Source organism: Bradyrhizobium sp. Ses1 (assembly GCF_059512365.1).
In genome coordinates, this window is the sequence record NZ_JCAMOQ010000005.1 from 1 (window position 1) to 23,662 (window position 23,662).

Below are 23,662 nucleotides of genomic sequence, written 5' to 3' on the forward strand. Positions count from 1 at the left end.
CTGCGCCAATACTGGATGCCGATCCGCTACGCACGCGCCCGCTGATCACTGCGGACGTGGGAGCTCTTACCGCTTACTGCCAATCGGTCATGATGGCCTCCAATCCATTGCCTCCCCGGACGTAGGTCGGCGCAGACGGCTCAAGGTTCAAGACGCGAAACGCGGCGCAGGTGCGCCGCGTTCCAATCGGTGTCCACCTTCGGATCAAGTCCGAGGGCATGCTTCGCTCGAAAACGCCCTACCGTGCGCTTCGCTTGGGCTTGCGCACCGCGCGGACCTTGCCGCTGGTGCCGCCGCCGCAGAAGAACTGATCGCGTCCGTCGGACTCGAGCCCCGACACGCTGACGCCGGGCGGCAGCGCCAGGCGTTCCAGGGCCTCGCCCGTCTTGGGATCAATTCTGGTCAGATCGCCTTCGTCGCCTTCCCAGGTGCCGTGCCAGAGCTCGCCGTCGATCCAGGTGACGCCGGTGACGAAGCGGTTGGACTGGATGGTGCGGAGGATCGCTCCGGTTTTGGGATCGATCTGGTGGATCTTGCGCTCCCGGTACTGTCCGACCCAGAGCGTGCCCTCGGCCCAGGCCAGGCCTGAATCGCCGCCGCCGCCGGGCGAGGGGATCGTCGCGAGCACGCGGCCGCTTTTCGGATCGATCTTCTGGATGCGATCCTCGGCGATCTGAAACAGATGCTGGCCGTCGAACGCCGTTCCGGCATGCGCGGGCACATCGATCGAGCGCACCGTGTCCCCGCTCGCCGGGTCCATGGCGCTGATCCGGTCGCCGGACGCGAACCAGACGAGCTTGCCGTCGTAGGTCAGCCCATGGACGCTGTCGACGCCCGGGAATGGGCCATATTCGCGGATGATTTCGGCTGCTGACGTGATCATGCTTCCTCCTCGCTGTTCGAAACTGGAGGCACCCTAGCCATTCGGCAATGGCGCGGTGAGTAACAAGGTCGTCGCGAAACCCGGCAAAGGCGGGGTCACCCAGCGGCGTGCGCGCCCGCCGCCGAACGACTGCACCTTGTCTCTGGCCGCAAGCGCGTCGAGCGCCCGCTGTACGGTGCGCTGGCTGGCGCCGAGCGCCAGCGCCAGCGCCGAGCTCGACCATGACTCGCCGTCGGCCAGAAAGGCGAGCACCTCCGCATGCTCCTCTTCGACCGGGCGCGCCAGCACAACGATGTCGCGTGCCTGGTGCGGCACGAGTGCGAACCCTTGCTTGGTCGCGCTGACGTCGGCGAGCGTGCGCAGCATGCTGCGAAGCCGCCCGATCTCGACCCGCAGCCGCGCGCGATGCGATTCATCGGCATGCTTGCCGCGGAATGCCCGCGCGACCAACGTCTCCCTGGACACGTCGTCCGGCCAGGCTTCGGCCAGAGCGCGGGCGAGCGCGAACAGAACCGGACGTGTGGCAAGCGAAACCGTCATGTCCCTCTCGCGCACGACATAACGGCACGCATCCACGACCAGCGACTTCGACGCCAGCAACGCCTCGACCTCATCGAGCAGGAGCGGGCGCTCCTCGCCGCGTGCAACGAGGCGGGCCGCGGGTGTGCCGAGCAGAAGGGCCGCGCTTTCGACCTCTGCCGTCAGCGCAGGAATCCGTGCCTGCCGCGCTGCGGCCTCGGCCCGCGCGAGTGCGGCGCGAGCCGGCTTGGTGCGGAGGCGGCGCATCGCGATGCCGGCAACGACCAATTCGTGCGCGGCCCTTGAGGTCGGCGGGAAGGGCGCTGGATCAAGATCGGCGAGCCTGCGCTCGGCGTCATCGAGGCGTCCGATCAGGAGCAGACGGCGGATCTCGAGATAGCGCGCATGCGCGGCGTTGACGAAATCGCCGTGCGCTTCGAGTGTCGCCCGCGCGGCGTCGAGCGCCTTGGCGGGGAATCCGAGGTCGCGGGAGGCGAGCGCGACCTCGGCCTCCGCGACGACGCATCTGGCGCGCGCGATCGCCTCCTTCGGGCCGAAGGCGCGCGCGGCGCCGCGCAGCAGAGCCTTGGCGCGGACGAAATCGCCGAGCTGCGCCATCGCGATGCCGCGAAGCGCCAGCGCCGGCGCGTCCTCGCGCAGCGCAACGCGGTTCAATGCGCCGAGGGGATCGCCCATCGCGAGCGCACGCGCGGCGGCCGTGATCAGCGAGTCCATCGGAATCCCGTCACACTTGTCACTCTCACCCGTTCAGGCCCGGTCGTAGTCTACCTCACCGTGACAGACCAGTACGCAGCGAGGAGATCGGCTCATGGTCGACTGGACGATCCTTTCCCCAACATTCCTCACCGCCACGGTGGAGTGGGCGGAGGCCGTCGTCACAGTGCTGACCGTCGGCCCGGGCCACGCGACCAGCGATATCGAGAACAGGGAACGACGATGACGGCGCATTGCCCAAAGCTCGACGTTGAGGCGGCGAACGAGGCTTCGCCGTCGCAACGTTCGAGCGTCAGAACGAAGATGTCGGCAGCCGATTGGTTATCGCTTGCGGCCGCGCCGACCTTCGCGGTCATGGCGTTGCTCACCGCCGTCGTCGGCGGCGCGCCCGATATGCTCTGCTCGCAAGTCACGTCGCCGTTCGCGGGAATGGTCACGATGTACGTGCTGATGAGCGCCTTCCACTCGGGGCCGTGGCTGAGGCTGATCGCGAGGCGATGTAGCGGCTAGCTGAGCGCGCCACAACTGGATCGCGGCTTCGACATTCGCTAGTCTCGCTGTCACCGGCACAACAAACGCTGGGCGTCGATTTCCCGCCTTGTGGAATGGGACGCATCAACCAACAACAAGAAGCAGGGGAAGCGTCTCCAATGAAGGAATTTGCAGGGATGATTGCCGTGATCACGGGCGGCGGCACGGGCATGGGACGCGAGCTCGCGCGTCAGCTCGTGGCGGAGGGCTGCAATGTCGCGATGTGCGACGTCTCAGCGGAGGCGATGGCGGAGACGAAGCGGCTCTGCGAAACCGAGAAGCTGCCGCAGGGATTGCGCGTCACGACTCATATTGCCGACGTCTCGATCGAGGATCATCTCAAGCGCTTTCGCGACGAGGTGATCGAGCAGCAGGCGACCGACAAGATCCACTTGCTGTTCAATAATGCCGGCATCGGCGGCGGTGGCAGCCTGTTCACCAATACGCGCGAGCAGTGGGAGCGCACCTTCAACATCTGCTGGGGCGGCGTCTATCTCGGTGTCCGCACCTTCCTGCCGCTCCTGGTGAAGGCGGACGAGGGGCATATCGTCAACACTTCCAGCGTCAACGGGTTCTGGGCGAGCGTCGGCATGGGCGTGGCGCACACTGCCTACAGCGCGGCGAAGTTCGCGGTGAAGGGATTCTCCGAGGCGCTGATGAACGACCTCAGGCTGAATGCGCCGCATATCAAGTGCTCGGTGGTGATGCCCGGCCATATCGGCACCTCGATCGTCTCCAATTCGCGGAAAGTGCAGATCGGCACGGAATCCGACCAGCTCACCGAGCAGGAAATCCTGCAGGCGCGCCAGCGGATGAAGGGCGCAGGGATCGATGTCGATGCGATGTCGGACCAGGAGATCCAGCAGGCCGCGCTCGATCGCGCGCGGACCTTTCATGATGATGCGCCGACCACGGCGGCCGCCGCGGCCAAAATCATCCTCGACGGCGTCAAGGCCGATCGCTGGCGCATCCTGGTCGGCGAGGACGCCCATGTGCTGGACGAGCGCGTCCGCCAGACGCCGGAACAGGCCTACACGCCGGAATTCCTCGAGCGCATCAAGGCGGACGTCGGCTGGCGGCTGGGTTAGCCGCGCGCAACTCGCGCACGAGGGCTGGGCTGATAGGCGAGCCGGGCGTGGCCGGCGCAATAGGGCAGGCCGTCGACCGGTCGGTTGCCGCAGAAGCGGAAATCGCTGGCATCAGGTGTTTCGACCGGCCAGCGGCAGCGCTGCTCATCCAGTTCGAGCAGCGAACAGCAATGGCCGTTCGCGATCGGCTCCTCCGGCGGCGCCTCGCCGTATTCGGCCTGCAGCATCCGGATCTGATGCCGCACTGTCCTCGCGCGCGGCGCACGGGGCGAGGCTTTACGCGCCGGCCGCGCGGCGTCGTCGTCGCGCGGCTCCCGTGTCAAATTGAGGCGGGAGAGCTTGCCGATCACGGCGTTGCGGCTGACGCCGATGTCGACAGCGATCTCGCGGCAGGTCAGTCCGGCATCGAAGCAGCGCTTGAGCTGTTCGACGCGTTCGGTGGTCCAGATCGATAGGATGGCGGTCATGGCGATGGTCCCAGGTTGCCGGAAAGTTTCCGGGTTGGCTTGACCACCCTTCAGCCGGACCGTCTGACGCCTCGCTTCACGGCTTGCCGTTGTCGCGGATCGACAACAGCCCATCCTTGATCGCAAGGCGGATGCCTTCCTCGATCAAGGTCCGGGCGACTCCCGGGACGCTGGTGCCATGGGTGCCCTGTCTCACCAGCTTCTCCATGTAAGCGATGGTCGAGAGCGCCAAAGTGACGGGAATGCGATCGGTCTCGGCTTTCTCCGTGGCCATGGCAAAACGCTAGCCTTTTACGCCTGTACAGAAAAGTATCTATTCAGACTCTATTTAGTTTTACACCGGTGAGTCAAACTGATTCGCTTTTCGCGCGCTATCCTATTGTGAAATAATGAGAAAATTACATTGTGTTCTGGGGATAACGTGCGCGCCCCGTGTACAGCGCCCAGAGCCAAGCGGCGAGGGCGCGGCGAAACGCGCGAGGATTTCACGATTTATGGGATTGCTTCCTGTCACCCAGGCCGACGATGATGCGGTCGGAAATTCGGGCGCAATGACAGTAACGAACGGGCTCTACACCATTCAGATCGAGATGACCGAGGGCGGGCAGGGCCGCGCCAACGGCGTCATCGTGCTGCACGACGGCAGGATCGCGGGCGGAGATTCGTATTTCTACTACTCGGGCTCCTACAGCGCCGATCACGGCAAGTGGCGCGGCGAGCTGACCACCAGCGAGCACACCAAGTCTGCCGGCGTCCTGCCGTTGTTCGGCGGGCGCGATGTGACCTGCGGCTTCACCGGTCTCTATTCGGCTGACACCGCGCAGGTGAGTGGAACGGCGCTGGTCGGAAAGACCAGCGTCATGTTCGTTGCCAGGCTGATGCTGCGATCGAAGCTATGAGGCGTAGATCATGATCCGATTAGACGGAATCGGATCATGATCTCCTCTCTTTGTTTGAGCATGACCTTTTCGGAAAACCGGTTTCCACTTTTCCGGATCGTGCTCTAGGACGCCTCGACCTCGACTTTCACGGGAAATTTCTGCAGCAACCGGCCGGCCGTCTCCGCCTTGTCGGGCGCGGCGCTGACGCGCAGATAAAGCCCGCGCGACGGATCGGTGATCGCTTCCACGTTCACCTCCTTGGCGAGGCCTTCCGCGGCAAGCAATTCGCGCGCGGCGTCTCCGGCGGCGATCTCGCGCAGCTTCGGCTTGAAGATTTTGCCGACCGGCGTCACCGGCATTTCCGAGATCACCGAGACCGCGCGCGGCCGCGCCGGCGGCTCGGGGATGTTCTCCTGGACGAACGCGGCAAGCGCCTGCGGATCGACCTGGACGCCGGGCTGGGTCGACACGAACAGCATCGGCACCTCGCCCGCGTAAGCGTCGGGGCGGCCGACCGCCGCGGCGAGGGCGACGCCCGGAAACTGCAGCGCCGCGTCCTCGATCGAGCGCGGATCGATGTTGTGGCCGCCGCGGATGATCACGTCCTTCGCGCGGCCCATGATGTAGACGAAGCCGTCGGCGTCGATCCGGCAGATGTCTCCGGTACGCAGCCAGCCATCGTGGAAAGCGTCTTCGGTCTGCTTCTTGTCGACATAGCCCGCGAACACTTGCGGCCCGCGCGTCAAGAGTTCGCCGACCGGCGAAGGCCACGGGCCGGTGTGCAGCTTGCCGCCCGCGAGGATCGCAAGCTCGACCAGCGGATTGCGAGTGCCGACGGCTTCGGGCCGCGGCTTGATGCCGTGGACGTCATGGGTGATGGCGCCGGCAAGCTCGGTCATGCCGTAGAGCTGCTGGATGCAGGGGCCGCCCCAGGCCGCAAGATAGCGGCGCTCGATCTCCAGCGGGCAGATCGAGGCGCCGGTGGCGGTCACCCGCAGGGACGAGATGTCGGCGTCGCCGACCGGGACGCCTGCGATGGCGCCAAGCGCGGTCGGGACATTGCCGTTGACGTTGACGCGGTACTTCTCGACGATCTTCCAGAAATTCGTGATCAGCGCCGGATCGCGCGCGCCGGCGGGGCCGGGGATGAACATGGTCGCGCCGGCCGACAGGCTGTTGGCAACCGTGCAGAACAGGCCGCCGACATGGAACAGCGGCAGCGTGACCGTGCAGCGCTCGCCCTTTCGGAAGTCGAGCGCCATGCGCGACGAGACCGTGGAAGCAACCATCGCGCGGTTGGTGAGCCGCGCCACCTTGGGATGACCGGTGGTGCCGCCGGTCGGCAGCATCACGGCGACGCGCTCGGCTTCGGAAAAATCCTTCGACTGGCCGTAATCGTCACGCCACGCCGGATCGGGCTTGAGCACCTCCCCATCGAACGAGATGGTGCCGTCGAGCGGCGCGATCACGATGCGCTTCAGCGACGGCACGTCGCCCTGCAGGCCCTCGATCTTCTCGTAGAGCCCGCCCGGTATGCCCGGTGGCGGCGCCAGCAGCAGTTTTGCCTTGATGGCATTGAGCTGGGCGATGATGGCCTCGCGTGTGAACAGGAGATTGAGCGGCTCGGCGATGCCGCAGGCGGCCGCGCCCCAGATCGCGGCGATCGCGGCCGGGCAACTCGGCAGCAGGATCGCGACCGCATCCTCCTTGCCGATACCCTCACGACGGAAGAAGTTTTCCGCCGCCTTGACCGAGCCCATGAGCTGATCGTTCGAGAGGGTGACCGGATTGGGATCGAGCGGTGAGCGCAGATAGATGACGCACTCCGCATTGGGATCGCCGAGCGGGCCACGGGCGATCAGATCGAGGATGCGCGGGCAGGCGGCAAGCTCCTGCCGCATTTCCTGTTCGCGGGCGGCTTCTTCGGCCCGCGATAGCCTCTCTTTCAGCATGTGTCTCCCTGTCGTTTTTGTTTTCGTTATTTGATTGTATCGGGTCGATTGTATCGAGCGCAGCTTGCGAAGCACAAGTGCGGCAATCGGTCATTCCCGGGCGAAGCCTAGCATCGAACCCGGAGATCTCGCGGTCACGAAACAGAGCACGCCGGCGATTCCGGGCTCGCACTTTCGTGCGCCCCGGAATGAGCGCGGCAGGTCAACCGTGCGCGATCGCCTTTGCGATCATGCAGTGGATACCTTTGGCACCGTTGACGGTCTGCGTGACCCGCAGATCGGCGGCGAGGCTGCACAGCGTGTACGCATCCTCGCGCGACAGATTCCGCTTCTCTCCGAGCAGCGCGATCATGTCGCGCAGCGCGCGCACCACGCATTGGTCGAGGTCGGGGTCCATCGCCATCGTCATGTAGTGATCGGCGGTCTCGGCGCGGGGATAGTTGAGCCGCAGGTCCTTGCGCAGCGTCAATTTGAAGCGGCCCTGCAGCGCGGTCTCGATCGCCGTGACGCAGACCTCGCCGTCGCCCTGTACACCATGGCCGTCGCCGCACGAGAACAGCGCGCCGGGCACGAACACCGGCAAATAGAGCTTGGCGCCCGGTCCGAGCTCCTTGTTGTCGAGATTGCCGCCCATCGCGCGCGGGATCAGCGAGGTGATGCGGCCCCAGGCCGGCGGCGGCGCCACGCCCATCACGCCGAAGAACGGTTTCAGCGGCAGCTCCAATCCCCAGGGCAGGCGGCCGACCATGCGCTCGCGGTCAAGCGGGATGTTGAGGATGCGCGGCTCGTGGAAATCATCGGGCAGGGTGCCGGAGAGAGGCTTGATCAGGTTGTAGCCCCAATCCTGCCGCAGCCCGACGTCAAGGATATCGACCTCCAGCACATCGCCGGGCTCGGCGCCCTCGACCGCGATCGGGCCGGTGAGGATGTGGCCCGGCAGCATCCGCTCGGACCTCGCATGGATGTCCGCAAGCTCCGGCGGGATGTGAAATTTGGTCCGGTCGGGCACCACGTCGGGGCCGCCGCTGACGGTGTCGACGGTGACCTCGTCGCCGCTCTTGATCGCGAGCACCGGCTTGAGTTTTGCTTCGAAGAAGCCCCAGTGGCAGGTCTCGGGGCTCGCAGGGAGATGATGGTGAGTCATGGGATTTCTCGGGCGAGCATGTAACGTGTGACGCGCATCGCATTTAGAATGGGCTTTTGCAGTCAGATCAATCGTTGCCGGATCACTTCCGGCGGAAATTATTGTATGAGCCGATGCCGCGGCCATGAAGCGGATCAGCACCATGCGTATCCACGCGAGATGGAATGCCGGTCGGTTTGTGCTATGGCGCTGTCCGTTGATCGGATCGGAGGCCACCGCGGGTGTTTTTTGTGCTGTCGAAGACGCTCGGCGTCATGCTGCTGCCGGGCAATTTCCTGATTGGCATCGGCGTGCTCGGGGCCATCCTGCTCGCGACGCGGTTTGCCGCGCTTGGCCGCAAGCTTTTGGTCGCGGTGATGGTGCTGCTTGTCGTGGCCGGGTTCTCGCCGCTTGGAAACCTGTTGCTCTATCCGCTCGAGGCGCGCTTTCCGCCGTGGAATCCCGCGGAGGGCGCGCCCGATGGCATCATCGTGCTTGGCGGCCCGGTCGATTCCGACGTTTCGGCGTCACATAATACGCCGATTGTGCGTAACGCGGCCGATCGCATCATCGCCACGGCCGCGCTCGCGCGAAAATATCCGAATGCCCGTGTCGTGTTTTCCGGCGGCAACGCCAACCTGATTTCCAATGACGCCAAGGAAGCTGATTACGTGGCGGAGATATTCGAAGGCCTCGGCATCGCGAAATCGCGGCTGACCATGGAACGGCAATCGCGCAACACGTGGGAGAACGCCAAATTCTCCAAGGCGCTGGTGGCGCCGAAACCGGGCGAGCGCTGGCTACTGGTCACTTCAGCATTTCACATGCCGCGATCGATTGGGCTGTTTCGGAAAGTGGGATTTCCGGTCGAGCCCTATCCCGTCGACTGGCGGGTCGGGACCGGCAACGACGTCTTCTGGTTCACCAACACCGCACTCGATGGATTGTCACGGACCGATCTTGCGGTGCGCGAATGGATGGGCCTGATCGCCTATCGCGCGGTCGGCCGAACCGACACGTTGCTGCCGGGGCCAGTCCGCTAGCTAGGTCGTGTACTCATAAACTGAGTACCCCCGGAGTACGGTTGTTTGACGTCCGCTTGTGTGACGGGTTTCGGACGCCGGCCGCCGAATACGCGGCGCTCTCTCTCAAGCGGCCGGCATCCGAAACCCTTCACAATAGGAGACGTTAACTGGTGCCGTACATGTGAAAAAGGCCACCGACCAGGGCAGCCTTACGGTGCTGAGAGAAGTGCGAGGGCGATCAGAACCACCACGCGACGATCACAAGGGACGTGATCGCCCGGCTGTGATCGTCCGCGCGAGCTCCGGTCCAAAACTGCGGATTAGGCGGACAAGTCGTGGAGCTGGGCCCAGGGATTCAGCTCCGATTTCTATCGCTCTCAAAAGTGGCGAAGTGGCACCACATCGTTGCTTTCATACGTGCAGCGTACTTGCGGGCCGCCCTGCTCAACGACCGTATGGTTCGCCAAGCCTCCGTGGCTTCTAACCACGCTTTGGCTTGCTGGAACCTCGCATAGGCCCAGGCAAATGCCGGGATCTTCATTAACTTGTCTCGGGTGAGACTGAATAGACGCTCTACCAGCACGAGCTTTAACAGCTCGCCCGTGATCAATGTTAAAGCGCTGCTCAGAAACTGGCCCGTCGCGGCTAGATAAGCGGCGAGAGGTTAACGGGTTCGAGAAGAATCACAGGAACTGAAAAGAGTGCAAGCGATGGGTAAGGCGGTAACGATCTGATCCAGATCCGCAATTGTCTCAACGCAACGTGGTTAGCGATCCAGTTTGAGATCGGCTTAGCGAGGGCCATAAATGCCGCATCCATCAGGAAATACAGGGCGGCCAACACGTAAGTAACCGGTCTAAGGATTCGCGACCTCTGCGAAGCAAAGTCGGGAACGCTGAAATAGTTTCTCCCCAGCAACCTGATTATCCTACCCCCGGCGCAGGAACTTTTCGCGTGTTCATTCCAAGGGAGCCCTACTGGGCCGCTATTATCGCTGCGGGTGCAGTGCAGAGCAGGCGTCTGCCGCAGTTCGTTATGGAAGAAGTCGGCCGGTAAACCAGCGGAACGCGCAGCCGACTTCGTCCACTCAAGCTGCGAGATTGGTGTCGGAAGAAGAGAGTACGGCCGGTCTGCTTAAACGCGATGTTGCCGAGGATCAGAACGACAGGTCCGGCCAAAACGATCAGCAGCACGGTCTCCGTTGGACATCGGGTCAACCCTTCGATGGTCCGCGCTGGCGGGGTACTTCGAATCGGCGGAACAACCGGGACCTGACGGATTCGCTCCCGCCCTACGACTCACGGCCGGTGCGCACGACCACTAAGGGGTCGCGTGCCCCAAAAATGGATACGCAGCCATCTCCTTCGAATACTTCCGGAATATGTCGATTTGCTTGCTTGTAAATTCTGCAATGACGGCGAAAAATTCGAATGGTGACCTGATCGTCACAAGCCTCTGGCCGAATTCAAAAGCAAATTGCATGTTGGCTTGTGCCATTTCCAGAAGCTTCGCTTGATAAGCCTGCAGGTTTGCCGTCACTAAAGAAAGATCAAATCCTTCCTTTGGATTCTTGTCCCTAATCGTCTGATGGAAGGCATCTTGTAAGGTAGCCACCCGATTCTCAACGGTGAGAGCCTTTTGTTTTGAATCGTCATGAAGCTTGGGCGGTTCAGTCGAGCCTGCGGCATCAGAGTGCAGAAGGTTGTCTTTCGGGCTTCTAACAATAGCCTGCTTTTTCCGTTGGGCCCGTGCGGCTTTTCTAGGGCCGCGGGCGGGCTTTGACGCTATCGCTCGTTTACGGTTACTCATCTGACGCTCCAAGAGAATGGTCGACCACAACGGTCATTTCTGAAAAGACAACAACAGGCCTTGCGGTGTAGCGTTCCTAACGCGACTAAGGGATTTTCCCGCATGAACTTAGATCTAGTAGCAACGCCGACCAACGAACGTTGAGCTAGCGCGCCCAGAGATCAAAAACGGTGCCGATCCGCACGTCCAGGTGACAACAGTCAGCCCACTCGTTGTGCGCCTCCTGCCATAGCTCTATAGCGTCCACTCACTAACTGCTTCGCATGAGGTTTGGCCGCGTCGTCATCATCGCAGATGATCTCAACGATCCGGATGTGGTTTTCGTCCTCGATGGTGCAGGCGTACAGCTGACTGGATGGGTTATGTGGGTGCCCTCAGTCCGGGTGACCGGAGCCACTCGTTTATGTGCGCGGCGGTTTCGGCCTGACGAGCTCTTCGGATAAGCCGTTCGCGCTGGACGCCGTGCGGGGTGCCTCGCGCCTCTTTTCGCAAGCGCTGAGCCTCGTCGATCAAGCGCTGATCTAAAGATGTAGTTTGTTTGAAACGGCGTCGCTGCTGCATGGCGGCTCCTCGGTTCCGGGAGGGCGGGAGCGCAACCGGCGTTCTCATCACCGATAAATGCCACAGGACCGTGCGGTGATGGCTAAAGGCGTACTACTGCTTAAGTCTCGCGTATGTCCACAAGTGCACACATGTCAAATTAGGCCATGAATAGACTCAAGCCGCTGCCGCCGAACAAGCCACGCGGCGTGCCAGGGGTGAACGACGTCGTGTCCTCAATGCTATCTTCTGGGTCTTGCGATCCGGGGCGCCGCGGCGCGACCTGCCGGATGACTTCGGTCCTTACACCACTTGTTACGATCGCTTCGTTCGCTTCCGACGAGCGGGCGTCTGGGCCAAGATTATAAGCGCAAGGCTAAGCCGCCTACTCAGACAGCTTGGTAAGGGCCTCTCCCTTATGAGCGGCAATATGGTCTGTCTTGCTGCTCTTGATCTCGTACTGCGGTGATTCCGGGCTCGCGTGATGCGTATGGCCTTTGTAGTTGAAATCCTTGATGTGAACCCGGATGATCGTGCCGCTGACATGCCCGGCTTCCGAGTTCCACCGGACTCGATCGCCGACCTTGAATCGTTCAGCCATCCGCAGCCTCCTTGTTTAGCGAATAGTGCAGGCCACTACCAAACGCATTTTAACGGTCTATCTTCATCGTGTGAAGCAACGCCGAGCGATCTCCATTTGCATGATGCAGGTCGAAGTCAATCCCATCTACACGGTCGGTCACGCGACGCGCAGCATCGTCGAATTCGTCGAGCTCCTGAAAGTCGGTTCAGTCGGGATGGTCGTGGACATCCGTAGCTTCCCGCGGTCACGAGCCAACCCGCAGTTCAATATCGACAAGCTGCCTGAGGCGCTTTCGGTTTGGCAGATCGGCTATATTTGGATCGAGGAACTCGGCGGCCGACGACCAAAATCGAAAGCGGTGCCACCCGAAGTCAATGGCTTCTGGATCAACCAGAGCTTCCACAACTATGCGGACTACGCGCTCTCTGACGAGTTTCGCAAGGGGTTGTCGCAACTGGAGCAATTGAGTTTGGAGCGGAGGTGCGCGATCATGTGTTCGGAAGCCGTCTGGTGGCGTTGCCATCGACGGTTCGTCGCCGATTACCTTCTCCACCATGGACGAGATGTCTTCCACTTGATGGGACCGGCGCGCGCTGAAATTGCCAGAATGACCGCCGCGGCGCGCGAGGACGGCGCATCACTGGTCTATCCGCCGTCGTGACGCCCTGGAACGTGGGTCGCAACCGGCTGTCGTTCGGGCTAAGATCGGGCAAAACAAGCCGGGAGCTACGCCATGCAACAGCAGACACCGCCCGAACAATTCGATCCGGCCACGATGGTGGCCGATCTCAACAGCCTGCTCAGGCTGAAGACGACCGTGATCGGCCTGAAGCTGTTCGAGCGGGTCGAGGACATGATGGCGATCCCGAAGATCCGGCGCCCGACCGCGGTCCATACCACGGACCAGATCGTGAGCATGGCCTCGCGGCTCGGCTGGACGGTCGGCGTCACTGCCGACGATCTCGTCGGCGCGCAATGCCGCGCCGTGATCGGGCTGGCGCCACAGGACGAGAAATGGCTGGCGGGCGAATCCTATGTCGGCGTCTGGCACGGCACGGCGGAAGATGCGCGCAGGCGCCAGGAGGCGCTGGATGTTGTGCCCTATGGCCAGTACAAGGCGTTCGTGGCAAGCCCGCTCGCGAGCGGCCGGCTCAATCCGCCTGACATCTGCCTCGTTTATGCGACGCCGGGGCAGATGATCATTCTGATCAACGGCCTGCAATATACTGGCTACAAGAAGTTCGAATGGGGCGTGGTTGGCGAAACCGCCTGTGCGGATTCCTGGGGGCGGGCGCTGAAGACGCGCGAGCCGTCGCTGTCGCTGCCTTGCTTTGCCGAGCGGCGCTATGGCGGCGTGCCTGATGAGGAGATGCTGATGGCGCTGCCGCCGGCCGATCTCGCCAAGGCGATTGCCGGCATGAAACAGCTCGCCAAGAACGGCCTGCGCTATCCGATCGCGCCCTACGGCATCCAGGCCGACGTGCGTGCCGGCATGGGCGTGTCGTATGCGAAGAAATAGGAACTCCTGCCGTCATTGCGAGGAACGCCAGCGACGAAGCCATCCATGTCCCCACAAGCGGTGAAATGGATTGCTTCGCTTGGCTCGCAATGACAAGAAGGGGCAATCGTTCGTTTCAGGGAAAGTCATCCTATGTCGTCGAAGTTCGACATCGTCGTTTATGGCGCAACCGGCTTCACCGGCCAGCTCGTCGCCGAATATCTCGCTGAGCATTACAAGGGCGACAGCCTGAAATGGGCGATGTCCGGGCGCAGCAAGGACAAGCTCGCTGCGGTGCGCGACGCCATTGGCGCGCCTGCGGACACGCCGCTGATCGTCGCCGATTCAAGCGACGTCGCGTCGCTGAAAGCCATGGTTGGTCAGACCAAATCCGTGATCAGCACGGTCGGCCCGTATCAGCTCTATGGCAACGACCTAGTCGCCGCTTGCGTGGAGGCGGGTGTCGATTATTTCGATCTCTGCGGTGAGCCGATCTGGATGCGGCAGATCATCGACAAGTACGAGGCTGCGGCGAAGGCGAGCGGTGCGCGCATCGTGTTTTCCTGCGGCTTTGATTCCGTGCCGTTCGAGCTCGGCGCGTTCTTCGTACAGGAGGAGGCGAAACGCGTGTTCGGCACGCCGGCATCGCGCGTCAAGGGCCGCGTGCGCGACCTTAGCGGCACGCTCTCGGGCGGCACCGCGGCAAGCGCCAAGGCGACCTTCGATGCTGTTGCCAAGGATCTTAGCCTCGTGGCCATTCTGAAGGATCCCTTTGCGCTGACGCCCGGATTCAAAGGCCCCAAACAACCGCAAGGCAACAGGCCGGCCTACGAGGAAGACCTGCAGTCATGGGCGGCGCCGTTCATGATGGCGCTGATCAACACGCGCAACGTCCATCGCTCGAACATGCTGATGGGTTTCCCCTACGGCAAGGAATTCATCTACGACGAGATGGTGCTGACCGGTGCCGGTGAGAAAGGCGAAGCCAACGCCAAGCTGGTGATGGCCGCGAACGCCGAGAAGACCGGTCCGAACGCGCCAAAGCCGGGTGAGGGGCCTTCGCAGGAAGAACGCGAGAACGGCCGCTACGATCTCCTCTATGTCGCGATTGCGCCGGATGGGCGTCAGGTGCGCGCGTCGGTGAAGGGCGACCGCGATCCCGGCTATGGATCGACAGCGAAGATGATCTCGGAATGCGCGATCTGCCTGCTGCGCGATGCGCCGGATGCTCCCGCCGGGATCTGGACGCCGGGCGCTGCGATGAAGGACAAGCTCATCAAGCGGCTGGTCGATCACGCCGGCCTGACGTTCGCGGTGGAGAAGTAGAAGCCGCGAATCGTAGGGTGGGCAAAGCGACTTGTCCGCCGTAGCTCAACGAGCGAAGGCGGAAGCGTGCCCACCATCTACGATCGGTGCAAGAAAAGTGGCACGCTTCGCTTTGCCCACACCCTACGAGCTACGCCGCGCGCGGATCATAGACGTACATGAAATCCATGCATCGCGAGGTCACCGGCAGCAGCAGGCTGAGCACTTGATCACGAACCCATGCGCCCGCGGCGCTGAATTCGCGCTTGCTGTTGCCGTTGCGGCGGGCGATCGCGACGATTTTTTCCGCGCGCGGGCGGCGCTCGTGCTCGAAATTCTGGAAGGTCATGCCGAGTTCCTGTCCGGCCAGCATGAGCTTGCCGAGCCGCATCGCGTCTTCCAGCGCCAGCGAAGCACCCTGGCCGGCATGCGGGCTGGTGGCATGAGCGGCGTCGCCGATGAGGAGCGAGCGCTTGCGCCACCAGGTTGGCAAGCTTGCGACATCGAGCGTGTCGGTCACCACCATGTTGTCGGCGGCCTCGATGATGCGCGGGATCGGATCGTGCCACCCTTGATGGAAGTCGCTTAAATGCTGCTTCAACGCCGCCTGATCCATGGCACGGAACGTGGCGGCGTCGACACCGTGCGAGGGCTGCGTGCTCCACCACATCACGCCGTCGGCGGGATCGGCGCTGCAGAAGCCGTAACCGAAGAAGCCGCTTTGGCCGAACGTGGTCTCGACGCGCCCGCCGATCGATCTGCCTTCGAGCACGGCGTGGGGCACGAAGCCGCCGAAGCCGATCAGCCCAGTGTCGAAGGGTTCTGGACCATCCGGCACCACATGGCGCCGCACCTTCGAGTGCACGCCGTCGGCACCGATCAGGAAATCGCCCTCGGCGGTCGTGCCATCGGCGAAATAGGCGACGATCGGCTGGTCGGGGCGGTCGATGATCTTGACCAGGCGCTTCTCGAAATAGAGCTCGGCGTTCGAGCACCAGGCCTTGTTGAAGAGGATCGCCTGCAGTGTGGCGCGACGCAGATTCACCGCCGGCTGCCCGAAGCGCTTCTCCATGTCGCGGTTGATCGAGCCGAGCTTCCGGCCCGATTGCGAATAAAAATCGAAGGATTCGGCGATCGAGCCCTGACGGATCAGTTCGTCGGCGAGGCCGAGTTCGGCCATCACCTGCATGCCGTTCGGCGCGATCTGCAGGCCGCCGCCGATGCCGCTCGAATGTGGCCAGCCCTCGTAGACTTCGACGTCATAGCCGGCACGCTTGAGGAAGATCGCAGCGACGGGGCCGGCGATGCCGCCGCCAATGATCAGGGCCTTGCGGGGACGGCGCGGCATGGCTTGCTCCGTTCGGTTGCGTGCGTTAGGAAATGTGAGTAATTAATTATCTTAATTTGTAAGATATATGTTTACTAAGAGATGGGAGAAGCCTTGTCAAGGTTGAAGCCGCGCGCGGCGTTGATGCAGGAACTGGAGGAGGCAATGCGGCGGTCCTCCGCACAGGGCGTGCTGTACGGGCAAGCCGTTGCCAATGTGGCGGGAATTTCCGGTTCCGACCTCGAATGCCTCGACTTCCTCAATCTCGAAGGCCGCGTAACGGCGGGCCGGCTTGCGGAGGTCACCGGGCTCACCACCGGCGCCATCACCGGCGTGGTCGACCGCCTGGAGAAGGCCGGCTTCGTGCGCCGTGAGCGTGATGAGACCGACCGCCGCAAGGTCTATATCGTGACTGTGCCCGAGAACGCTGCCAGGATTGGGCGCTACTACCTGCCGATGCAGGAGGCGATGCACCGGCTCTGGAGCACCTATTCGGAAGCTGAACTGCAATTGCTGCTGCGCTTCGCCAACGAGGGCTACAAGTCCGTGCTGGAAGCGACCGAGAAGCTCAAGGGGCTGCTCGATACGCCCGAGGAGAAGCCGGCTAAGAAGCGCGGGCGTCCGCCTCGGCGGTGAGTGCCGGCTCGATAGCGGGACGGTAGTGCGCCGCAGCGACATACATGCCCCACATCGCCCCAAGCATCATCCAGAAGTGCCGCCAGTGATCGGTGTCGATGATGAAGCTCTCGCCGACGGTGCCGAGGAAAGCCGAGAAGATTGCCAGATAAGTCCGCTGCCAGGGTACGGGCAGGAAGACATAGCGGAAGCCCGTCATCACGGTAACGAAGACCAGCGCCGGATAGACGAGGCCGGAGATCCAGCCGCCTGACATGAACGCGTTCAGGTAGGAATTGTGGGTGTCTTCGGGGAAGTAGTTGCGGAACTGCAGCGGCCCGATGCCGAAGGGCAGATCGAGCGCCATCTCGGCACCAAGGATGTGGCGCCCGAACCGGCCGAAGCGTCCTTCGTCATAGCTCTGGTCGAAGCTCGCGCGCTGCTTGAACATCTGCGCGGTCGAGTCGAACGACAACAGGATCGCGACCAGCGCGACCGCGAGGACGATGGCCACGAGCGCCATCACGATGATGCGCGAGCGTTCCGTCTGCGAGCGGCTGGTCAAGACCATCGACGCCAGCATGAAGGCCGCGGTGATGACGAGGCCGCCCCAGGCCGCGCGCGAGAACGCGAGCAGGATCGCGAGCGACATGATGCCGAAGGCGATGGTGTTGCGGAAAGCCTTGGCGGGAGGGGCGGAGACGACGCTTTGCAATGAGAACAGCGCCGGCAGGATCAGGAAGGCGCCGAGCACGTTCGGGTCCTTGAAGGTGCCGCGCGCGCGCTCATACAGGGTCAGGAGGTCGTAGCCGCCGGGCACGAGGTGGAAATAGCCGCCGATCGCCGCGAGCGACGCGATCATCCCGCCGACGACCAGGCCGCGCCGGAGCATATCGAGGCGCGCCTCGGTATCTTCGGAAGTAACCATGGCGAAGAACACCACGGTGACCGCCATGTACCAGGATGTCGCGATCCAGGTCGCGATCTCCGGCCTGTCGAGGACCGGGATGGCGCCGATGCTGTAGCCGACATTGAGCGCGACGAGCATCATGAGCAGCGGCATGATGGCAAGCCGCATTCGCAGGCCGGTGGCGAAGAAGATGATGACCGCCGTCAGCGTGACCAATTCGTAGGGGCTCGGCTCGATGAAGACGATCGCGCCGGAGGCGCCCGCCAGCCACACCATCGCGCGCTGCAGCGCCAGCACGCCGGGCGCGGCTTGCGGAAATGAACTCTCGGCTGTCGTCGCATACGCCATTGCGAACTCACGCAACCAAACCGACGGCCCTCAATACGCGTTCTCGTTCTTGGTCAGCAGCGAGAACGGCGTCTTCAGGAGGATGTAGAGGTCGAACAGAACCGACCAGTTCTCGATGTAATAAAGGTCGAACTCGACGCGCTTCTGGATCTTCTCGTCGGTGTCGACCTCACCGCGCCAGCCGTTGATCTGAGCCCAGCCGGTGATGCCGGGCTTGACGCGGTGGCGGGCGAAATAACCGTCGACGGCTTCATCGAACAGGCGGTTCTGCAATTTGCCCTGCACCGCATGCGGGCGCGGGCCGACCAGGGAGAGATTACCTTTCAGCACGACGTTGAAGAGCTGCGGCAATTCGTCGAGGCTGCTCTTGCGGATGAAGCGGCCGACGCGGGTGACGCGCGGATCGTCCTTGGTGACGACCTTCGAGGCGGTGGGATCGGCCTGATGATGATAGAGCGAGCGGAACTTGTAGACGTCGATCCGCTCGTTGTTGAAGCCGAAGCGCTTCTGGCGGAACAGCACCGGGCCCGGACTGTCAAGCTTCACCGCGAGCGCCACCAGCCCCATCACCGGCAGCGCGGCGAGCAGGATCAGGCTGCCGACGATGCGGTCGAACAGCCATTTCATCACCAGGTCCCAGTCGGTGATCGGGGCCTCGAACACGTCGAGCGTCGGCACCTTCCCAAGATAGGAATAGGAGCGGGGACGGAAACGCAGTTTGTTGGTGTGCGTCGACAGGCGGATATCGACCGGCAGCACCCAGAGCTTCTTCAACATTTGCAGGATGCGGGTCTCGGCCGAGATCGGCAGCGCGAACAGCACGAGGTCGACGCGGGTGCGGCGGGCAAACTCGACGATGTCGTCGACCTTGCCGAGCTTCGGGCTGCCGGCGCAGCTATCCATCGCGCGATCATCGTTGCGGTCGTCGAATACGCCGAGCACGCGGATGTCGGTGTCAGACTGTGCCTTGAGCGCTTCGACGAGCTGCTCGCCGTTCTCGTCGGCGCCGACGATCACGGTGCGGCGGTCGAGCCGGCCGTCGCGCGCCCAGCGCCGCACCAGGCCGCGCAGGATCAGCCGCTCGGCGATCAGGGCGGCAAGACCCGCGAAGAAGAATGCCGTCAGCCATACCCGCGAGATCTCGCCGCCGAGCTTGACCAGGAACGACACGCCGATGAACAGCAGGAACACGATCGCCCAGGACGAGATCATGCGCGTCGTCTGCCGCAACTGTCCGCGGAACATCTGGATTTCGTAGATATCGGCAGCCTGGAAGCAGACCACCGCCGATATCGTCATGGCAAGGATCGCCGCGACATATTCCCAGCGGAAGCCGGAGAGCGGCATCACATACCAGAGGTAAAGCGCGACGCCGACCAGGCTCAGCAGGATGAAATCGACGAGGCGAACGATGCCGGTGATGACAACCGGCGAATAGGCGCCGCGGACCCTTTCATTGGTGATGGTGAGCGCGGCGGGCGATAGCCGGCGGCGCCGTTCGACCGGCGGACGGCCGCCACCGGCGGTCGCTGCCGCGTCCAGCATCGAGCGTGCGTTAATCGGTTCCACGTCGTTACGTCCGTTGTTTGAGCATGATCTTTTCGGAAAACCGGTGCCCACTTTTCCGGATCATGCTCTTGCGGCCGCAGATAGGGGTGCAAAGGCCGCTGCGGAATTGCCCCGCGTCAGGGATTAGGGGAGAAATCGGAACAAACGGTTACGTGGGTAACTTGTGGTTAACGATTGGCAAACGCGTCGCGATAGCCGGCGAGCACGCCCTCGACCATCGCCTTCTGCGAGAAATGCGCAAAGATGCGCTCGCGCAGCGCCGTTGCGCGCGCCAATGTCGCGGCAAGGTCGTCGAGCGCGCGGCTGATCGCTTCCGCCATGGCAGCAGCATTGCTCGGTGCAAACAGCGCATCCGTGTGCGGGCCGAAGATCTCGGGGATGCCGCCGACATTGGCGGCTACCATCGGGATCCCCGCGGCCGCAGCCTCGATCACGACATAGGGCATGGAGTCGCCGCGAGAGGGAACGACCAGCAGCTTGCCTTTCGAGAACCCGTAGCGCGCTTTGACATGGCCGATGAAGCGCGCGGCATCGCCAAGCGCAAGCTGTTTGACCTGTGCCTTCAGCTTCTCCGACTCCTCGCCGTCGCCGGCCAGTGTCAGCGTCACCGGCTTGCCTTCGGCGCGCAGTTTCGCCACGGCGTCGATCAAGAGGTCCGCCCCCTTGATGTGCCTGAACTCGCCGACATAGACGATGTCGGTGGCATCATCAGTGCGATCGATCGCATCGAACTCTTCCGCGGTCACGCCGTTGAACACGCAGCGCACCACGCCGCTGGTCGGCGTGCCGACCGTGCGTTGATAGGTGTCGCGTGCGAAGGCGCTTTCGAACAGGAACAGGTCGGTGCTGTTCATCAGCGCGCGCTCGAGCCGGCTGTAGAAATTGCCTTTCAGCGTATCGAGCGGGTAGTGCAGCGAGCCGCCATGCGGCGTGTAGACGCGAATCGTCTGCTTGGAGTGCGGCCGCAGGCGGACGTAAGCGCCGGCCTTGGCGCCGTGGCCATGCAGCACGTCCGGCTTCCATTTCCATATCAGGCCGGCGATCTGCGCCCAGACCATCGCATCGGCAAACCGCGGCTCGCGGCGAATGGCCACACGGCGGACGCCGAGTTTCAGGCGCGGCTCGATTTCCGCAAGCGCGGTGGCGGCGCGCTCGCCGCCGGTGATGCTGTCCGTGACGATGCCGACGTGATGGCCACGCTCGATCTGTCCGTTGGCGACGTCGAGGATATGACGAAAGATCCCGCCGACAGGGGCGCGCACGACATGCAGGATGCGGAGCGGCTGGTCGGAATCCATGGTCACAGCCCACGCCCGCTAATGAATATGCGATCGCCGGCTGAGGCGCCGCGCGCAAGCATCGAAAGCAGGCGAAAGACAGCGGCGCGCAGGCGGCGCATTCTGGGAATCCCGACAAAATATCGCGGCCGATTAAGGACGCCCATGGTTAACAAAGCGTGACGCGCGGGCGTGTGCGTCATGCTGTTCGTCAAGCGGGCCGATTAACCCAGCGGCAACCTTAATGGAGTGTAATCGCGCCGGCCGAAGCAGATTGAGTGGCGTCCCCGCGGGAGTGAACAATGCGTTTTGCGTTCTGGCGTGCAGGAAAGGACAGGGCCGTGGTCCAGCGCGCGCTTGCAAAGCCCGCGTCGGCTGCGACCGTTGCCGCGTCGCCCGTAGGCGATCTCGACCTGCCTGCGCTCGGTCGGGCGCTGATGCGCAAGCGGAGCTGGATCATCGTGCCGACGGTGCTGGCGTTCACGCTGTCGCTTGCCGCGGTCAATATGGTGACGCCGCGCTACAAGTCGGAAGCGCGCATCCTGATCGACGGGCGCGAGAACGTGTTCCTGCGGCCGAGCGGCGAGCGCAACGAAGAGCGCAACGTCGTCGATCCGGAGGCCGTCACCAGTCAGGTGCAGCTCCTGCTGTCGCGGGACCTCGCGCGCGAGATCATCAAGAAGAACAAGCTTGCCGAGCGGCCGGAATTCGATCCGGTGCTGCAGGGCTTCTCGCCGCTGAAATCGCTGCTGGCGCTGTTCGGCATTGGGCGCGACCCGTTCTCGCTGACGCCGGAAGAGCGCGTGCTGGAAGCCTATTATGACCGGCTGCAGGCTTATGCGGTCGACAAGTCGCGCGTCGTCGTCGTCGAATTCCAGTCGCGCGATCCCGAGCTTGCCGCGCGGGTCGCCAACTCGATCGCCGAAGGCTATCTGGTGCTGCAGCAGAATGCGCGGCAGGAGCAGGCGAGAACGGCGAGCCAGTGGCTGGCCGGCGAGATCGAGAATTTGCGGAAGAAAGTCGCCGACGCCGAATCCCGCGTCGAGGATTTCCGTTCCAAGTCGAGCCTGTTCGTCGGCACCAACAATACCTCGCTGTCCAACCAGCAGATGGGCGAGCTCAACACGCAGCTCAATAATGCGCGTGCACTGAAGGCCGACGCTGAGACCAAGGCGCGGCTGATCCGCGAGATGTTGCAGAGCGGCAAGCCGATCGAAGCTTCCGAAGTGCTCAATTCCGAACTGATCCGCCGCCTGAGCGAGCAGCGGGTGACGCTGCGCGCGCAGCTCGCCGAGCAATCGTCGACGCTGCTCGACAATCATCCGCGCATCAAGGAATTGAAGGCGCAGCTCGCCGATCTCGATCGGCAGTTGCGCGAGGAGGCGGGCAAGATCTCGCGCACGCTCGACAATGACGCGCGCGTTGCCGGTGGCCGCGTCGAGGCGCTGAGCGCGAGCCTCGATCAATTGAAGAAGCAGGCATCGTCCTATAACGGCCAGGACGTCCAGCTCCGCGCGCTGGAGCGCGAAGCCAAGGCGCAGCGCGACCTGCTTGAGTCCTATCTGGCGAAATATCGCGAAGCCAATACGCGCGAGAACATTGACGCAGGACCGTCCGATGGCCGCATCATCTCGCGCGCGTCCGTCTCCAATACGCCGGCCTATCCGAAGAAGCTGCCTATCGTGCTGATCGCGACGTTGGCGACGCTGTTGCTTTCTTCGGGCCTGGTCGTGACCGGCGAGCTCTTGCGCATGACCGCGCCGCGCGCCGCCGCAGCACCGGTCGTGCCGCCGATGACGGCGCGGGCGCCGGTTCGCGCTGCCGCCGTCGAGAGCGACGACGAGCAGGAACCGGAGCTGGAGCGGGCAGCGGAGCCCGAGCCCGAGGTCGAGGCCGCATCCATCGCGCCGCAGCCTGAAGCCGCCACTGCCATCGGAGAAATCGAAGAGCTCGCCGAGAAGCTGCGCCGGGCTGGCGCCGACGCACGCAAGATTACGGTGCTGGGGACGGCCTCGAGCGAGAGCATCGCGCTGACCACGCTGACGCTGGCGCGGCTGATGGCGCGCGAAGCCAAGGTCGCCGTCGTCGACCTTGCCGCGGCGTCGCCGACGATAGCGGCGGTCTCGACCGATCCCGGCGCGCCAGGGCTTGCCGAATTGATGCAGGGACAGGCGACCTTTTCGGAGATCATCACGCGCGACCGGCTGTCGCGGGTCAATCTGGTCAGTGCCGGCCGCCCCGGATTCGATCGCGCGCAACTGCAGTCGCCGCGGCTGACGCTCGCGATCGACGCGCTGCTCAGCGTCTACGACCACGTGCTGCTCGATGCCGGCACGGCTTCCGACCTGCCGGCCGATCTGTTGACGGCGCACGCCCGCGCCGTCGTGGTGCCGGACGCCTCGATGGCCGACGATGCCCGCCGCCTGATGCGCGAGCAGCTTGCCGCGGTTGGCTTCTCGGAAGTGACGATGCTGACGAAGCCGTGCGAGCCATCGGACGCCGTCGAGCCGGGCCCGCGCGTGGTCGCAGCGTAGACCAGCGGCGCCCGCAGGGCTGTGGCATATGAAATAGAACTTGGTGGGCGATCCCTTCGCAGCCCATCCTTCGAGACGCCGCTGCGCGGCTCCTCAGGATGAGGTCTGATTTCGCGGTGGAATCTTAGACCCTCATGGTGAGG

Annotated in this window: 22 protein-coding genes and 1 pseudogene; 11 read left to right on the top strand and 12 right to left on the bottom strand. The window is 63.4% G+C overall.

Annotation, left to right across the window (positions count from 1 at the left end):
• Positions 1 to 238 precede the first annotated feature (238 nt).
• Both AC5ZG5_RS08315 and AC5ZG5_RS08320 read right to left on the bottom strand, forming a co-directional pair.
• Entirely contained in the window at positions 239 to 883 is a 645-nt protein-coding gene (locus tag AC5ZG5_RS08315) for a Vgb family protein (protein ID WP_028162871.1), read from the bottom strand.
• A gap of 33 nt (positions 884 to 916) precedes the next feature.
• A complete protein-coding gene (locus AC5ZG5_RS08320) occupies positions 917 to 2,137 on the bottom strand; it encodes a helix-turn-helix domain-containing protein (protein WP_456642288.1) in 1,221 nt (406 codons plus the stop codon).
• A 94-nt stretch (positions 2,138 to 2,231) separates the two neighbouring features.
• Here AC5ZG5_RS08320 and AC5ZG5_RS08325 point away from each other — a divergent pair, with 94 nt between their 5' ends.
• From AC5ZG5_RS08325 to AC5ZG5_RS08335, 3 genes are all read left to right on the top strand, one after another.
• Entirely contained in the window at positions 2,232 to 2,363 is a 132-nt protein-coding gene (locus tag AC5ZG5_RS08325; RefSeq protein ID WP_456642289.1) for a hypothetical protein, read from the top strand.
• Positions 2,364 to 2,440: 77 nt separating this feature from the next.
• The gene (locus AC5ZG5_RS08330) at positions 2,441 to 2,647 is read left to right on the top strand and encodes a hypothetical protein (protein WP_456642290.1); all 207 of its coding nucleotides are present in this window, start codon (positions 2,441 to 2,443) and stop codon (positions 2,645 to 2,647) included.
• Between the two features lie 140 nt (positions 2,648 to 2,787).
• Positions 2,788 to 3,756, top strand: a complete 969-nt coding sequence (locus tag AC5ZG5_RS08335) for an SDR family oxidoreductase (protein ID WP_456642291.1) — start codon at positions 2,788 to 2,790, stop codon at positions 3,754 to 3,756.
• Here AC5ZG5_RS08335 and AC5ZG5_RS08340 read toward each other — a convergent pair.
• Together AC5ZG5_RS08340 and AC5ZG5_RS08345 are read right to left on the bottom strand one after the other, a co-directional pair.
• Positions 3,753 to 4,223: a GcrA family cell cycle regulator gene (locus AC5ZG5_RS08340; protein ID WP_456642292.1), complete on the bottom strand. Its 471-nt coding sequence runs from the start codon at positions 4,221 to 4,223 to the stop codon at positions 3,753 to 3,755. The two genes, AC5ZG5_RS08335 and AC5ZG5_RS08340, sit on opposite strands and share 4 nt — an antisense overlap.
• Positions 4,224 to 4,299: 76 nt before the next feature.
• The gene (locus AC5ZG5_RS08345) at positions 4,300 to 4,497 is read right to left on the bottom strand and encodes a hypothetical protein (protein ID WP_027580595.1); all 198 of its coding nucleotides are present in this window, start codon (positions 4,495 to 4,497) and stop codon (positions 4,300 to 4,302) included.
• A gap of 220 nt (positions 4,498 to 4,717) precedes the next feature.
• On the opposite strand from AC5ZG5_RS08345, the gene AC5ZG5_RS08350 reads away from it, so the two are divergent.
• Positions 4,718 to 5,122: a GrlR family regulatory protein gene (locus AC5ZG5_RS08350; protein WP_245287224.1), complete on the top strand. Its 405-nt coding sequence runs from the start codon at positions 4,718 to 4,720 to the stop codon at positions 5,120 to 5,122.
• Between the two features lie 104 nt (positions 5,123 to 5,226).
• Here AC5ZG5_RS08350 and AC5ZG5_RS08355 read toward each other — a convergent pair whose 3' ends face one another.
• Positions 5,227 to 7,056, bottom strand: coding sequence for an AMP-binding protein (locus AC5ZG5_RS08355; protein WP_456642293.1), 1,830 nt, complete (start codon positions 7,054 to 7,056; stop codon positions 5,227 to 5,229).
• Positions 7,057 to 7,258: 202 nt separating this feature from the next.
• Positions 7,259 to 8,200, bottom strand: coding sequence for an acetamidase/formamidase family protein (locus AC5ZG5_RS08360; RefSeq protein WP_456642294.1), 942 nt, complete (start codon positions 8,198 to 8,200; stop codon positions 7,259 to 7,261).
• Positions 8,201 to 8,421: 221 nt separating this feature from the next.
• Here AC5ZG5_RS08360 and AC5ZG5_RS08365 point away from each other — a divergent pair, with 221 nt between their 5' ends.
• Positions 8,422 to 9,222, top strand: coding sequence for a YdcF family protein (locus tag AC5ZG5_RS08365; RefSeq protein ID WP_456642295.1), 801 nt, complete (start codon positions 8,422 to 8,424; stop codon positions 9,220 to 9,222).
• Positions 9,223 to 10,524: 1,302 nt separating this feature from the next.
• Here the strand turns inward: AC5ZG5_RS08365 and AC5ZG5_RS08370 are convergent.
• The gene (locus tag AC5ZG5_RS08370; protein WP_456642296.1) at positions 10,525 to 11,013 is read right to left on the bottom strand and encodes a phasin family protein; all 489 of its coding nucleotides are present in this window, start codon (positions 11,011 to 11,013) and stop codon (positions 10,525 to 10,527) included.
• Positions 11,014 to 11,720: 707 nt separating this feature from the next.
• On the opposite strand from AC5ZG5_RS08370, the pseudogene AC5ZG5_RS08375 reads away from it, so the two are divergent.
• Positions 11,721 to 11,926 (top strand): annotated as a pseudogene (locus AC5ZG5_RS08375) (transposase); the annotation flags it as partial.
• 12 nt (positions 11,927 to 11,938) lie between these two features.
• On the opposite strand, the gene AC5ZG5_RS08380 reads toward AC5ZG5_RS08375, so the two are convergent.
• On the bottom strand, positions 11,939 to 12,154 hold the full coding sequence (locus tag AC5ZG5_RS08380) for a hypervirulence associated TUDOR domain-containing protein (RefSeq protein ID WP_130228416.1): 216 nt from the start codon (positions 12,152 to 12,154) through the stop codon (positions 11,939 to 11,941).
• Positions 12,155 to 12,257: 103 nt separating this feature from the next.
• Here AC5ZG5_RS08380 and AC5ZG5_RS08385 point away from each other — a divergent pair, with 103 nt between their 5' ends.
• The 3 genes from AC5ZG5_RS08385 to AC5ZG5_RS08395 all read left to right on the top strand — a co-directional run bounded on the left by AC5ZG5_RS08385 (position 12,258) and on the right by AC5ZG5_RS08395 (position 14,960).
• Positions 12,258 to 12,797, top strand: coding sequence for a DUF488 domain-containing protein (locus AC5ZG5_RS08385; protein WP_456642297.1), 540 nt, complete (start codon positions 12,258 to 12,260; stop codon positions 12,795 to 12,797).
• Between the two features lie 72 nt (positions 12,798 to 12,869).
• On the top strand, positions 12,870 to 13,655 hold the full coding sequence (locus AC5ZG5_RS08390; protein ID WP_130228417.1) for a DUF169 domain-containing protein: 786 nt from the start codon (positions 12,870 to 12,872) through the stop codon (positions 13,653 to 13,655).
• Between the two features lie 132 nt (positions 13,656 to 13,787).
• Positions 13,788 to 14,960, top strand: a complete 1,173-nt coding sequence (locus AC5ZG5_RS08395; RefSeq protein WP_456642298.1) for a saccharopine dehydrogenase family protein — start codon at positions 13,788 to 13,790, stop codon at positions 14,958 to 14,960.
• Positions 14,961 to 15,090: 130 nt separating this feature from the next.
• Here AC5ZG5_RS08395 and AC5ZG5_RS08400 read toward each other — a convergent pair whose 3' ends face one another.
• Positions 15,091 to 16,287, bottom strand: a complete 1,197-nt coding sequence (locus AC5ZG5_RS08400) for an FAD-dependent oxidoreductase (protein ID WP_496165439.1) — start codon at positions 16,285 to 16,287, stop codon at positions 15,091 to 15,093.
• Positions 16,288 to 16,410: 123 nt separating this feature from the next.
• On the opposite strand from AC5ZG5_RS08400, the gene AC5ZG5_RS08405 reads away from it, so the two are divergent.
• Positions 16,411 to 16,902 (top strand): MarR family winged helix-turn-helix transcriptional regulator, encoded by a 492-nt coding sequence (locus AC5ZG5_RS08405; RefSeq protein WP_456642379.1) that lies wholly within the window; start codon positions 16,411 to 16,413, stop codon positions 16,900 to 16,902.
• On the opposite strand, the gene AC5ZG5_RS08410 is transcribed toward AC5ZG5_RS08405, so the two are convergent.
• The 3 genes from AC5ZG5_RS08410 to AC5ZG5_RS08420 form a co-directional block, all read right to left on the bottom strand.
• Entirely contained in the window at positions 16,871 to 18,139 is a 1,269-nt protein-coding gene (locus AC5ZG5_RS08410) for an O-antigen ligase family protein (protein WP_130228421.1), read from the bottom strand. The genes AC5ZG5_RS08405 and AC5ZG5_RS08410 overlap by 32 nt on opposite strands.
• 30 nt (positions 18,140 to 18,169) lie before the next feature.
• The gene (locus tag AC5ZG5_RS08415; protein ID WP_456642300.1) at positions 18,170 to 19,708 is read right to left on the bottom strand and encodes an undecaprenyl-phosphate glucose phosphotransferase; all 1,539 of its coding nucleotides are present in this window, start codon (positions 19,706 to 19,708) and stop codon (positions 18,170 to 18,172) included.
• Between the two features lie 167 nt (positions 19,709 to 19,875).
• Positions 19,876 to 21,006 (bottom strand): glycosyltransferase family 4 protein, encoded by a 1,131-nt coding sequence (locus AC5ZG5_RS08420; protein WP_456642301.1) that lies wholly within the window; start codon positions 21,004 to 21,006, stop codon positions 19,876 to 19,878.
• A 281-nt stretch (positions 21,007 to 21,287) separates the two neighbouring features.
• Here AC5ZG5_RS08420 and AC5ZG5_RS08425 point away from each other — a divergent pair, with 281 nt between their 5' ends.
• On the top strand, positions 21,288 to 23,519 hold the full coding sequence (locus AC5ZG5_RS08425; RefSeq protein ID WP_456642302.1) for a GumC family protein: 2,232 nt from the start codon (positions 21,288 to 21,290) through the stop codon (positions 23,517 to 23,519).
• The last annotated feature ends 143 nt before the right edge of the window (positions 23,520 to 23,662 follow it).